This window comes from Kribbella sp. NPDC048915, from assembly GCF_040649595.1.
Classification (GTDB): Bacteria; Actinomycetota; Actinomycetes; order Propionibacteriales; family Kribbellaceae; genus Kribbella.
Genome location: NZ_JBEZFT010000058.1, coordinates 1 through 12561, shown reverse-complemented (window position 1 = coordinate 12561; position 12561 = coordinate 1). Strand labels below are relative to the sequence as shown.

The window sequence follows — 12561 nt, the reverse complement described above, 5'->3', positions numbered from 1 at the left end:
CGCCCCGCCTCGCCATGGACGCTGTAGCGGAGCGCCACACCGCACAGGCCGCTCTGGCGAGGGAAAGCGCCGACCTGCTCACCGAGCTGTGGAAAACGGCGATGGGGAAGCAGGACCACCTCGAGGTGCTCCCGACGTACGAGGCCGCGCAGTCCGTGCTCAACTCGGTCCAGGGTGACGCGAACGAGCACGTACGGGCGATGACCATGGGCAACATCGCCGCGAAGGAACTCCGCATCGTGGAGGGGCTGTTCGACGCGCTGCACCGCGGCGTGCGGTACGACGTCATCTACGGAGCGCATGTACTGCAGGACGCGAGCGCACTGCACCTGGTGCAGCAGTGCATCGACGCGGGCGAGCAGGCGCGGGTGTTTCCGCACGTACCGCTGAACATCACATCGTCGACGACCGGTGGGCGCTGGTGGGGGCGCGGACGGATGTACGCCGCGGACCTGAGTTCGTCGCACTGGTGGTGCACGACTCACCGCTGCTCGGCGGGCTGGAGCGCATCTTCGAGGCGCTGTGGCGGATCGCCGTACCGATCACCGGCGGTACCGAGCTGAACGACGTGACGGCCGGACCGAGCCTGGAGGCGAAGCGGCTGCTGACCTACCTGAGTGCGGGGCTGACCGACGAGTCGATCGCCCGCGAGTTCGGCGTCAGCGAGCGGACGATCGCCCGCCGGATCGGGCGGCTGCAGGAGGCGCTGGGTGCGCAGACGAGGTTCCAGCTGGGCGTCCAGGCGTCCCGTCAGGGCTGGCTCTGAGTCACTACGCTGGCACCGTGATCGAGATGAGCCGGGCGGACTTCGAGGTGCTGGTCGCAGCGGCGCTGGACGAGGTGCCGGAGGAGCTGGCCGCGCTGATCGACAACGTGGCGGTCTTCGTCGAGGACGAGCCGCCGGCCGACGATCCGGAGCTGCTCGGGATCTACGAGGGCGTTCCGCTGACCGAGCGTGGGCATTACTACGGCGGCGTCCTGCCGGATCGCATCACGATCTACCGGAACCCGACGCTGGCGATCTGCGACACCGTCGACGACGTGGTCGACGAGGTCAACATCACCGTCGTGCACGAGATCGCCCACCACTTCGGCATCGACGACGCCCGCCTGCACGAACTCGGCTACGGCTGACCGTAGGCCGGACGCGCCGGGTGAGGTAGCCTCGGGCGGCCCGGTTTCGGGGACCGGTCCGTCCTGTCGTTCGAACGATCTAGTGAGGCTCTCGCCGTGAGCGATCAGCAACCGCCCGCCTGGAACCCGGACAACCGCCCCGGCCAGGACGGCCCTCCTCCGGAACCCACCCGCCCGCTACCCCAGTACGGGCAACCGCAGTACGGGCAGCCTGGGTACGGCCAGCAACCGCAGTACGGCCAGCAACCGCCGTACGGCCAGCAACCGCAGTACAACCAAGGCCCGCCGTACAACCAGCAGCCGCCGTACAACCAGCAACCGCAGTACGGCGCGCAGCCGCCGCAGTACGACACATACGCCACCCAGCCGCCCACCCCGCGCGGCAAAGGACCCTGGTTCGCCGCAGCCGCGGCCGCTGTGGTGCTGGCGCTCGTCGGAGGCGGCGTCGTCCTGTTGACCCGCGGCGGCGACACAGCCGAAGCCGACCCGCCGGTCCCGACCGCCACGGCCCCGGCCGAGACGCCTACCGAGAACCCGACGACGAACCCGACGACGAACCCGACGACCGAGGCCCCGTCGCCCGAGCCTTCGACCACACCAACAACGCCACCATCGCCGTCGGCCAGGTCAACGACCCCGGAGCGCCGCCGGACGCTGAAGGACATCGACCAGGGCATCCTCGTGTACGACGACGTGTACGTGGCACCCGCCGCGGGCTGGCGCAAGAGCCGCTCGACGACGTTCTCCGTCACGCTGGGCGCCGGCACGCAGGCCGGCGCCGCCATGGTGGTGGTCACCCCGGCGGGGGTCTCGCCACGCACCCAGGTGGTCGCGGTGGCGCGCGCACTGATCAAGGCCGACAAGCTGAAGTCGGCCAAGGTCGGCCCGGTCCGCACCGTCAGCCCGGCGAACTCGAACATCGGTGCGCAGGCGCAGACGACGTACTCCGGCCGCTACACCTCGGCGGACGGTGCGGTCTTCACCCTGGTTGCGAAGTGCACGACGATGACCGGCGTCGAGTCGATCCACAACGTGACGGCCACGCTGTGCGTCGCGGCCCGGCGGGACGCGCAGAAGGTGGTGTTCCGCGACGGCGACCGCATGCTCGCCTCGATCGCCCGCTCGATCTGAGAGCGGGCGGGGACGCGCAGCGGGCTACGAACGGCCGAACAGCAGCTTCCACGGCATCAGGGCGGACTCGAGTTGAACCTTCAGGCTCATCTTCGAGACGCCCTCGGTGCGCTCCTCGAACCGGATCGGGACCTCGGCGATCTTCAGGCCGCGCTTGACCGTGCGGTAGTTCATCTCGACCTGGAAGGAGTACCCGTTGCTCTCGATCGACCCGACGTCGATCCAGCGCAGCGTGTCGGCCTTCCACGCCTTGAACCCGGCGGTGGCGTCCTTGACGTGCAGCCGCAGAATCGCGTTGACGTAGAAGTTCGCCCAGGCGGACAGCGCCCGCCGGTGCCAGCCCCACTCGGCCGCGGCGGATCCGCCGGGCACGTAGCGCGAGCCGATCACGACGCCGGCGTCGGTGGTCCGCAGCGTCTCGACCATGGTCGGGATGACCGAGGCCGGGTGCGACAGGTCGGCGTCCATCTGGATGACGATGTCGGCGCCCTCGTCGAGCGCGCGGGTGATCCCGGCCACGTACGCCCGGCCGAGGCCGTCCTTCGCGGTGCGGTGCAGGACGCTGACCTTGTCCGGCGACTCCTTCGCCAGTTCGTCGGCGACGTCGCCCGTGCCGTCGGGGGAGTTGTCGTCGACGACGAGAAGCTCCAGGCCGGGCAGGTTCAGGTCGGACAGCAGCCCGGCCAGCACGGGCAGGTTCTCCCGCTCGTTGTAGGTCGGTACGACGACCACGATCTTGGCTAGCTCACCCATGACTTTCCTTCGTCGGAGACACCGGACGCTATCGCATCGCCGGTCGACGGTCGTGCAGGTGATAGCGCTTGGTGTCGATGTCGGGACGACGAACCACAGCAAGGTGATGGTAGCGGGGGGACGCCAACGGCCGGGATTCGGCGTACTGCCGGTCGCCGCCAAGCCCGTGATCGTTGCCTCTGGCAACGCACTGGCCGGTGCTCAGAGGCTGGCCAGTGCCTCCGCGGCGCTGCCGTAGATGCGGAACTGGCCGCCGAGGCCGGTCACCGACAGCGGGCGGTCGACCGGGCGGCCGACGCCGACAAGGGCGAGGGTGATGTTGTGCCGGCCGGCCAGGTTGCGGGCCTCGACCAGGTTGCCGAGCCCGGCCGAACTGCAGAAGGTGACGGCGGAGACGTCGATCAGCACCAGCCGCGCGGGCGGTGCGACGGCGGCCCGGATCGACTCGGCGGCGAACTCGGTACTCGCGATGTCGATCTCGCCGGACATCCGAACCAGCAGCACGCCTGGTTCGAGCTCTTCGGTCACCGCGTCGAAGGTGGTGCGGATCATCTCGCCGTCCCGCGGCTCTGGGTGGCTGGTCACGCGGGTCTCTCCCCCGGGGTAGCGCCACGAACGCGGGTGGGTTCTGGCGGAATGGAACTGTCCTGCACTCCCACCGTATGCCCCAACGTGCTTGTGTCACAACGGTTCTGTCGACGATCGACCCCGGAGCGTGACCTCGCCGAAGTCGAGCAAACGCCCGACCTAGGCCGGGTGATAGACAAGGTGGTATGGGTCTGACGGTGCTCACGACGGAGAGCCTGATCGCGGAGGTCGACGCGGTCGCCGACCCCGCGGTGGCGGAGGCCCTCGCGCGCTACTTCCAGCTGCAGCCGGGCGGATACGGTCATGGCGACCGGATGATCGGCGTCAAGCTTTCGACAATCCGCGGCATCCTCAAGCCGTACCTGCGGGCCGGCCTGCCGCTGCCCGAGCTCGAACGCGCTCTTACCAGCCCGGTGCACGAACACCGTCTCGCGATTTTGTGCCTGCTGGCCGATCGCGCGGCGCGCAGTCTCAAACCGCGCACTGTCGACCCGGACGAGCTCGCCGCGATCTACGAGCTGTATTTGCGCAGTACGGCGTACATCAACAACTGGGATCTGGTGGATTGCAGCGCCCCGCAGGTGGTCGGCGGGTACCTGTTCGACAAGCCGCGCGATCCGCTCTACACGTTGATCCGCTCTGAGTCGCTCTGGGAACGGCGGATCGCACTGATCGCCACGCAGTACCTGATCGGGCGTGGGCAGACCGAGGACACCTACACGTTGTCCGTCGAGGTGCTGGACGATCGGGAGGACCTGATCCACAAGGCCTCCGGGTGGATGTTGCGCGAGGCGGGCAAGCGGGTGTCCGAGGAGGAACTGCGCGCGTTCCTCGACCGCTACTCGTCCCGGATGCCGCGCACGATGCTCCGCTACGCCATCGAACGCCTCGATCCGGACAGCCGCCGACGCTACCTCGCGCGCTGAGCCCGTCCGCGATATGTCGACAAATCAGCTTGGCGCTCTCCCGTGTGCGTACGGCGGCGCCTCGAGCGCGCAGTGCACGTGATGTTCGACGATCTCGGCCTCGCGTGGCCGGCGCGGACCGCCCAGGGTCACCCAGGCGATCACGGCGCCGCCCGCCGCGAGACCGGCGGAGATCCACAGCGCCCGGCCGAATCCGTTGTGGAAGGCAACAGGATCCCGGTAGGTGTCACCGGTGATGCCGGCCGCGATCGGGATCGCCGCGACCGCCATCAGCTGCGCCGACCGGGCGACCGCGTTGTTGACGCCGGACGCGATGCCGGCGTGGTGGTCCGCGACCGACGCCAGGACGGTGGCGGTCAGCGGCGCGACCGTCGAGACCAGTCCGAGCCCGAGCAGAATCACGGCCGGCAGTACTGCGGTGTAGTAGCTGGTGCCGATGTTGATCCGGAGCATCAGCAGGAATCCGCCGGCCATCAGCAGTGGGCCGACGGTCATCGGGATCCGCGGCCCGATCCGGTCCGCCAGACCACCGGCGTACCCGGACAGGAACAGCATCAGGATGGTCATCGGCAGCAGTGACGCGCCGGCCCAGAGTGCGGAGTAGTTCAGTGCGGTCTGCAGGTACACGACGACGAGGAAGGTCGCCGTACCGAGTGCGCCGTACACGACGACCGTGACCAGGTTCGCGCCGGTGAAGCGCCGGTTGGCGAAGATGCTCAGCGGCAGCATCGGATGCGAGCCGCGCCGCTCCACCTCGACGAACGCCGCCAGTGCCACCGCGCCGAGGATCAGACTGGACAGCACCATCGCGTCGCCGAAGCCGTGGTCGCCCGCGCTGATCAAGCCGTAGGTCAGACCGGCCAGGCCGACGGTCGCGAGGACGGCGCCGGTGACGTCGAGCTTGCCCGCGGCCTGCTCGTCCCGGGTCTCGGGCACGTGCCGGACCGTGATCAGCACGGTGACCAGAGCGAGTGGGACGTTCAGCAGGAAGATCAGCTGCCACGAGCCGCGGTCGACCAGGCTGCCGCCGACGAACGGACCGACGGCCGCGGCGACCGACGTGAGACCCGACCAGGCGCCGACCGCCTTGCCCCGGTCGGACTGCTGGAACGACGTCTGCAGGATGGCGAGGCTGCCCGGCGTGAGGAGCGCCCCGCCGATGCCTTGCAGGACGCGGCCGGCGATCATCACCTCGAGGTTCGGCGCCGCCGCGCAGACGATCGAGGCCAGCGCGAACCAGATCACGCCGACCACGAACGTCCGCTGCCGTCCGAGCCGGTCGCCGAGCGAACCACTGAGCAGCACCAGCGACGCGAGCATCAGCATGTAGCCGTTCACGATCCACTGCAGGCCGGCCATCCCGGCGTTGAGGTCCTCGCCCATCGCCGGCAGGGCGACGTTCACGACCGTTCCGTCGAGGAAGGCCATCCCCGACCCGAGTGCGGTGGCCGCGAGCACCCACCGCCCGCGCGCGGTGCCCAGCGCGATCGGCTGTTGTGTCATGCGGTCAGCGTGGCAGATCGAGTTGGAGTACGACGAGGGCGCGGCCGGCCGGAATGCCGCGGCGGATCGCCAGGCGGGGTGGGTTACCGACCGCGCACCGGGACTCGTCGAGCAACGGGCAGACCGCGTTCAGCAGTCCGCTGGTGACGACGACGTCGGTCGGCAGCGTGCTCTCGGTACTCGACGCGAGCGGCCGGACCGCCGCGCCGGCGCGCGTGGCCCGGGACGGAGTGGCGCGGACCGTCGAGCCGGTCAGTCGGTACGTCAACCGGATCCTGGTGGCCGCGGCCATCAACGGGACGCTGCGGGGACCGGTCAGTTGGGCGTCGTCCAGTGGCACGGACCGGTCGTCGGCAATGACTTTCAGATTCGTCACCCGCGGCATGGTCGGGGCCATCAGTCCGGGCAATTGGTCACCTGCGGCGGGCGGCTGCAACAACAGAATCTGCGTGGCCTCGGCGAACAGCACGTTCTCGGTGACATCGAACGCGCCGTCCGCGCGGGGTACCGCGGTCAGCGTGATTCCCGGAGTGGTCCGGTCTGCGGCCGGCGGCTGCACGCCACCTGGCCCGGGCAACTCCGACGTCGCCACACCGGGGCTCGGCGCAACCGGCCGGGCGTCGTCACTCGTGCAGCCCGCGGCCACGACCAACACCGGCAGCAGTGCGGCCGCCGTCAGGAGCCGCGCCCGCGGCGATTGGGTGCCCGGGTGGCAGGCATCGGCACGTCCGGGTTCCTCCACCCCCGTCGTGCTCGCCGGGAGGAACCCGGCACGCCCGGCTGTCGACACGCCGCCACCGCCCCCATACGGACCTGACCGTATCCCCTGGCGGTCGGGTCTGACTTGGGCATACGATACGCCCCAATTCTCGGGGTGGGGAATTTCCGAAGCATATTTCCGAGGAACTTCGGAGGGGGAATCACAATGCGGGGACGGAGTGTGTCCGAGCAATTCCGGGTGGTCAACAAAAGCATTTCGAGAATTTCCGGTCCGGTAATTCGCCGAGTGTTTCCGGCGCTGGTCGCCATCGCCGTCGTCGCGGCTCCCGCGCTGGTCACGGCGCCGGCCGAGGCGGCGACCGGCGCCAATCTGTATTTCGTTCAAGGGCTGCCCGGACGCACTCTGGATCTCAGCGTCGACGGCCGCCAGGTTGCCGCCGGAGTGGCCGGGGCGAAGATTGTCGGTCCGTTCGCGGTGACAGCCGGGAAGCATCTGGTCACTGCCCGGCAGGGCAGTCAGGTAGTCATTCAGCGTGAAGTGACAGCCGGTTCCGGAGCGAGCCTGGACGTGGTCGTTCACCTGCCGGTCTCGCCGAGCGGTGCGCCGGTGATCACGACGTACGCGAACAAGTTGGACGCGGTGCCGAAGGACAAGGGGGCACTGCGGGTCGCGCACGACGCGGCGGTCGGTCCGGCCGACATCCGGGTGAACGGGCAGGTCCTGTTCCAGAACGTCGCGAACGGCGAGTCCCTGGACCTGGTTGTGCCGGCGGCCACCTACAAGGTCGACATCGTGCCGACCGGCGCGACGTCGCCGGTGGTGCTCGGTCCGCTCGACCTGCCGGTGGCGGCGGGGGTGCTGACCCGGGTGTTCGCGATCGGCGTCCCGAGTCAGCAGACGATGACGGTCGCGCTCGGCACGATCAAACTCCCGGCGACCGGGTCGGACAAACCGGGTGAGGTGAACGCAGGGACCGGCGGCCAGGCGGCCGGGCTTCAGCAGGTGCAGAGCTCAGCCGGCCAGGCGGGGCTGTGGGTCGTGGTGTTCCTGGCCGCGCTCGGCGTCGCGGTGGTGACGGCGCGGAAGGCGGTACGTCGCTGAAGCTCGGGCTCGCCGGTACGGCGTTGTGCTGTCTCGCCCTGACCGCATGCTCGTCCGGGGCGGGCAGCGCGACGCCTACGGCACCGCCGTCGCCGGTGCGCACGTACGACTTCTTCGCCCTCCGTGGCACGCCACCCGCGACCACATCGCCCTCCGGCACCCCGTCTTTCGGCACCCCGACTTTCGGCACCCCGACTTTCGGCACTCCGTCTTTCGGCACTCCAGCACCGCCGGGGCGGGTCGGCACGCCGGCGGCCAGTCAGCGGATTCGTTTCGTTCCCCAACGAGTCCTGCTACCAGGTGGTGCGCAGGCACCCGTCGTACCGGCGGTGACGGTCGACGGGCAGTTGCAGTTACCAGCGACGGCGCGGCGGGTCGGTTGGTGGGACGGTGGCGCCCAGGCGGGTGATCCGTTCGGCTCGGTGGTGCTGGCCGGACACGTCGACAGCAAGACCGAGGGCGTCGGCTTCTTCGCCCGGTTGCTCGGCGTACGGCGCGGTGAGGTCGTCGTACTGCGCGGTGCCGGCCGTACTGCGTCGTACCGGGTCGTCTCGATCGGATCGGTGCGGAAGGACGCACTCGCGACGCAGAGCGGGGCGTTCGACCAGACAACCGCGCACCGGCTCGTCCTGATCACCTGCACCGGCGCGTACGACGTGGCACGCGGCGGCTACGAGGAGAACCTGGTGGTGACGGCTGAACCGCTCGGCCCCGCGCAGTAGGCTCGGCGGTCATGGCCAGGTATTTCGACATCCATCCCGACAACCCCCAGCGCCGGTCGCTCGGCCAGGTTGTGGACCTGCTGCGGGAGGACGGGCTGATCGCGTACCCGACCGACTCGTGCTACGCGCTGGGCTGCCAGCTCGGCAACCGGGACGGCATCGACCGGATCCGCACGATCCGGCAACTGGACGATCGGCACCATTTCACGCTGGTGTGCGAGAACTTCGCGCAGCTCGGGCAGTTCGTGCACATCAGCAACGCGGTCTTCCGGTCGGTGAAGGCGGCCACACCTGGCAGCTATACCTTCATCCTGCCAGCCACCAAAGAGGTGCCGCGCCGGCTGCTGCACCCGAAGAAGAAGACCGTCGGTGTGCGCATCCCGGCCCACGTGGTGACGCAGGCGCTGGTGGCGGAGCTGGGTGAGCCGCTGGTGTCCAGCACCCTGCTGCTGCCCGGCCAGGATGAGCCGATGACGCAGGGCTGGGAGATCAAGGAAGAGCTCGACAACCAGATCGACGCGGTCATCGACGGCGAGGCCGGCACCGAGCCGACCACGGTCGTGGACTTCTCCGACGACGTCCCCGAGGTGGTCCGGGTGGGGGCGGGGGATCCGACGCCGTTCGAGTGACGCCGGACGTGGTTGCTCGACTGACAGACTGGTCGCCGTGACCTACACACTCGACCTGAACCCCGACGAGCTGCTCACCACGACCAGAACCGTCCGCAAACGGCTCGACCTGGAACGGCCGGTGCCGATGGAGCTGGTGCGAGAGTGTATCGAGATCGCGCTGCAGGGGCCGTCAGGGAGCAACCGCCAGACCTGGCACTGGCTGGTCATCACCGACGCCGAGAAGCGCGCGGCGATCGGCGAGTACTACCGGCGGGCTGTCGAGCAGTACCTGGCCGGTCCGGGCGCAGCGAGCAAGCTGTACGCCGACGACCCGGTCCGCGGACCGATCCAGCGCCGCATCGGTGACGGCGTCGCCTACCTGGGCGAGCGGATGGGACAGGTGCCGGTGCTGGTCATTCCGTGCCTGGAGGCGCGCAAGCTGCCCGCCGGGAACCAGTCCGGCCTGTGGGGCTCGATTCTGCCGTCGGCGTGGAGTTACATGCTCGCGGCACGGGCGCGCGGCCTCGGGACGGCGTGGACGACACTGCATCTCAACTACGAGCAGGAGGTCGGCGAACTGCTCGGCCTGCCCGAGGAGATCCGGCAGACCGTGCTGATCCCGACCGCGTACTCGATCGGCACCGACTTCAAGCCCGCACCACGACAGCCACTGGACGAGGTCCTGCACATCGACAGTTGGTGATTCTCGGCGCCTGGATGTACACGTCAAGACCGCGGGCACGGAGGCGGCGGCGACGTCCGGCGGCGACGTCCGGCGGCGACGTCCGGCGGTGGTGTCGGGCAGCGTTCGAGCTCGGCTCGAGCCTTCGAACTCGGGTTCGGTCTGCAGCAGGCATGGCTCTTCTTTGTCCTCGGCTCGCCGGGTCCGGCTGTGCCTGTGCCGGGTGGTCCGCGCGCTTGGTGGAGGTCGTGACGCCGGGCTGTGATGCCAGGAGGCGGGGTACGAGGTCGGGTTCGGGGTCGGTCTGCTGCCGGCGGGGCCGTTCCTGGACCTCGGCTCCGCGGCGCTGGCTGTGCTCCGGGCGGGTTCGCGTGCTTGGTGGAGGTCGTGACGGCGGGCGGTGGTGCCGGGCGGTGATGCCGGGTGGCGGCGGTCGAGCTCGGGGTCGGTCGGCAGGGCAGATCCGTTCCGCGCGCTCGGTTCGCCGGCGCGCCGACCATTCGCTGCCGCGCCGACCGCTCGTCGGTGCGCCCGACCATTCGCTGCCGCGCCGGCCGCTCGTCGGTGTGCCGACTACTCGCTGCCGCGCCGGCCGCTCGTCGGTGTGCCGACCATTCGCTGCCGCGCCGGCCGCTCGTCGGTGTGCCGACCATTCGCTGCCGCGCCGGCCGTTGGTTGCTGGTCGTGTGGGATGAGCCAGGGGTTCCTGCACCACGTCCGTGACCGGGCGGCCTTTTGGACGGGGACATGCCTGATCGCCCGGCGACGACCTTGGTTGATTCGGTCGGTCGGCCGGGCGATGCGGCGGGCACTGGCGTTAGCCGGTTCGGTTGCGTGGGAGTTGGTGTGTGCCGGTGTGGTCGACGATGAACCGGAACCCGTGCGGGCTGACCCAGGCGACGGCGCCGCTGGGCAGGCGCCGGTTGTGCCAGCCACCGAAGGTTTTGGCCCGGTGGTGGAGTCGGCCTTGCGGTATCAGGTTGTCGACACTCGTCTGGCCGGGCTGGGTCCCTTGCCCACCCCGGTCACCCCGGTCACCCCGGTCAGCCTGGTCATTCTGGTCGGCTTGGTTGCCTGGTGGTTCTGGATCGGCGCCGCGGTCGCGGGTGTGGTCGTAGGGGGTGATGTGGTCTTGGTCCATGCGTACGGTGGCTTCCGCGCCGCTGTAGGGGAACATGTCGACCGGGTGCCGTAGGCGGACGCGTTCGCGGATGCGGTCGGGGATTTCGTAGCTGTGGACGCTGACTTGGTCGTGCAGGTCGATGACCGGTTTGACCACGAAATGGTCGTGGCCGAGGAGTTCCGTCAACTGGGTGGCCAGTTGCGGTCCGAGTTGTTCGACGCGCAGTACGCCGGTGCCGGTGGCCAGGGTGAGGTCGGTCAGGTGCACGTAGACGGTGTGCCGGGCGCGTCCGCGGCCTGTGGAACCGGCACCCAGGCCGGTGCGGTGCGCGTCGTGTTTGATCGCGGCCAGCCGGGCGGTGAGGGTGGCGGCCAGGCCGCGGCGGGTGAACGTGTCCTCGTCCACGGGTGCACCCGCATCAGCGGCCCCGCCCGCGCCGACGGGGCCGACTTCCCCGTCCGCGTCCGCGTTCGTGTCCTGGTCGCCGTCCCAATCGATGCCCCAGTCGGTGTCACAGCCGGTGTCGCAGTCGGAGGTGCGGCCGGGCTTTTGGGGTGGTGCGGGCTGGGTTGTGGCGAAGGTGTCGTCGAGCGGGGGCTGCCAGGTAGCGTCGGTGGACGTGGGTTCCCAGCCGAGGGACTCCATCAGATACGCCTCTTCCAGCCGCGCGTGCTCCTCATCGAACGGCTCGGCGATGCTGCCCGTGCCGGCCACGCCGCCCGCACTGGCCACGCCGCCCGCACTGGACACATGGCCCGTGCTCGAGGCGCCGCCCGTCCTGGACGCGCTGGACGCGCTGGACGCGCTGCGTGCACCGAACGCGCTGGACGCGCCGCGCGCACCGAACGCGCTCGGCGACATGGCTGCCGCGCCCGGGTCAGCTCCCGGGGTAGCTCCCGGGTCGGCTCCCGTGTCGGTCCCCGGGGAGGCTTCGGTGTCGTTGCCTGTGGCAGCGCGGGCGGCATCTGAGGGAGTGCTGGTGCCTGGGTGGGTGTGGGCGTTGTTCGCGGCGGGGTCCGTCGCGGCGACCGGGTGCTCCGCAGCGTCCGCGTCCGGCGCACCGCCCGCGTCGGGTGTAGCTTGCGCGTCCGGCAGGTCCGGCGTACCTGTCACATTGGGGGAAGCCGTGCCCGGCGTACCCGCCGCATCCCGCGCAGGCGTCATGTCCGGCGAACCCGTCACCTTCGGCGTACGGGTCGAGCCCGGGCCACCCGTCGGGGCTGCCGTGTCCGACGCGTCCGCCTTGTCTGGGGTGGCTTGGGTGGTGGCCAGGTGACGGGCGACCTCGATCAACTGGTGGGCGGCGGCCGGGTCGGCGATCCAGTCGATCGCTTTCGCGCGGCGCTGGTTCAGCGAGTCGGTGTCACCCAAAGCCTTCAACGCCCGGGCCAGATCATCGATGGTGGCGTCGAAGCGGATCACCGCACCCGCCGCGGCCCGCACCCAGATGCGTTTGGTGCCGGCCTCATCGGACTGCGACACATACACCCCGCGCGCTTTCGCGGCCGCCTCCGCGTCGGCCTGAGCGCGAGCGGGGTCGGCTTGTGCGATCGCGGCGGCGACGAG

14 protein-coding genes are annotated in these 12561 nt (G+C 69.9%); 9 read left to right on the top strand and 5 right to left on the bottom strand.

Annotated elements, in window-relative coordinates; translation table 11 throughout:
• The first annotated feature begins 14 nt into the window (after positions 1 to 14).
• From AB0B82_RS25010 to AB0B82_RS24995, 4 genes are all read left to right on the top strand, one after another.
• Positions 15 to 563 carry a hypothetical protein gene (locus tag AB0B82_RS25010; RefSeq protein WP_360173107.1) on the top strand — a complete coding sequence of 183 codons (549 nt, stop codon included), beginning with the start codon at positions 15 to 17 and terminating at the stop codon, positions 561 to 563.
• Positions 470 to 766: a LuxR C-terminal-related transcriptional regulator gene (locus AB0B82_RS25005; protein ID WP_360173104.1), complete on the top strand. Its 297-nt coding sequence runs from the start codon at positions 470 to 472 to the stop codon at positions 764 to 766. The genes AB0B82_RS25010 and AB0B82_RS25005 overlap by 94 nt, the downstream gene beginning before the upstream one ends.
• A gap of 17 nt (positions 767 to 783) precedes the next feature.
• The gene (locus tag AB0B82_RS25000) at positions 784 to 1134 is read left to right on the top strand and encodes a metallopeptidase family protein (protein WP_360173101.1); all 351 of its coding nucleotides are present in this window, start codon (positions 784 to 786) and stop codon (positions 1132 to 1134) included.
• Positions 1135 to 1230: 96 nt separating this feature from the next.
• Positions 1231 to 2265 (top strand): hypothetical protein, encoded by a 1035-nt coding sequence (locus tag AB0B82_RS24995; RefSeq protein ID WP_360173099.1) that lies wholly within the window; start codon positions 1231 to 1233, stop codon positions 2263 to 2265.
• Positions 2266 to 2289: 24 nt separating this feature from the next.
• Here the strand turns inward: AB0B82_RS24995 and AB0B82_RS24990 are convergent, their stop codons facing one another.
• Both AB0B82_RS24990 and AB0B82_RS24985 read right to left on the bottom strand, forming a co-directional pair.
• Complete coding sequence (locus tag AB0B82_RS24990) at positions 2290 to 3018, bottom strand: polyprenol monophosphomannose synthase (RefSeq protein ID WP_360173096.1); 729 nt, start codon at positions 3016 to 3018, stop codon at positions 2290 to 2292.
• 201 nt (positions 3019 to 3219) lie between these two features.
• Entirely contained in the window at positions 3220 to 3603 is a 384-nt protein-coding gene (locus AB0B82_RS24985) for an STAS domain-containing protein (RefSeq protein WP_360173093.1), read from the bottom strand.
• Positions 3604 to 3791: 188 nt separating this feature from the next.
• On the opposite strand from AB0B82_RS24985, the gene AB0B82_RS24980 reads away from it, so the two are divergent.
• Positions 3792 to 4532 (top strand): DNA alkylation repair protein, encoded by a 741-nt coding sequence (locus AB0B82_RS24980; protein WP_360173090.1) that lies wholly within the window; start codon positions 3792 to 3794, stop codon positions 4530 to 4532.
• Between the two features lie 24 nt (positions 4533 to 4556).
• On the opposite strand, the gene AB0B82_RS24975 is transcribed toward AB0B82_RS24980, so the two are convergent.
• Entirely contained in the window at positions 4557 to 6035 is a 1479-nt protein-coding gene (locus tag AB0B82_RS24975; RefSeq protein ID WP_360173087.1) for a DHA2 family efflux MFS transporter permease subunit, read from the bottom strand.
• A 4-nt stretch (positions 6036 to 6039) separates the two neighbouring features.
• The gene (locus tag AB0B82_RS24970) at positions 6040 to 6825 is read right to left on the bottom strand and encodes a hypothetical protein (protein WP_360173084.1); all 786 of its coding nucleotides are present in this window, start codon (positions 6823 to 6825) and stop codon (positions 6040 to 6042) included.
• Positions 6826 to 7041: 216 nt separating this feature from the next.
• Here AB0B82_RS24970 and AB0B82_RS24965 point away from each other — a divergent pair, with 216 nt between their 5' ends.
• From AB0B82_RS24965 to AB0B82_RS24950, 4 genes are all read left to right on the top strand, one after another.
• Entirely contained in the window at positions 7042 to 7857 is an 816-nt protein-coding gene (locus AB0B82_RS24965) for a DUF4397 domain-containing protein (RefSeq protein WP_360173081.1), read from the top strand.
• 266 nt (positions 7858 to 8123) lie between these two features.
• Positions 8124 to 8579, top strand: coding sequence for a class F sortase (locus tag AB0B82_RS24960; protein ID WP_360173200.1), 456 nt, complete (start codon positions 8124 to 8126; stop codon positions 8577 to 8579).
• Between the two features lie 11 nt (positions 8580 to 8590).
• Positions 8591 to 9208: an L-threonylcarbamoyladenylate synthase gene (locus AB0B82_RS24955; RefSeq protein ID WP_360173078.1), complete on the top strand. Its 618-nt coding sequence runs from the start codon at positions 8591 to 8593 to the stop codon at positions 9206 to 9208.
• Between the two features lie 37 nt (positions 9209 to 9245).
• A complete protein-coding gene (locus AB0B82_RS24950; protein ID WP_360173075.1) occupies positions 9246 to 9893 on the top strand; it encodes a nitroreductase family protein in 648 nt (215 codons plus the stop codon).
• A gap of 796 nt (positions 9894 to 10689) precedes the next feature.
• On the opposite strand, the gene AB0B82_RS24945 is transcribed toward AB0B82_RS24950, so the two are convergent.
• Positions 10690 to 12561 (bottom strand): hypothetical protein (locus tag AB0B82_RS24945; RefSeq protein WP_360173072.1); only part of this gene is annotated, 1872 nt, incomplete at its 5' end.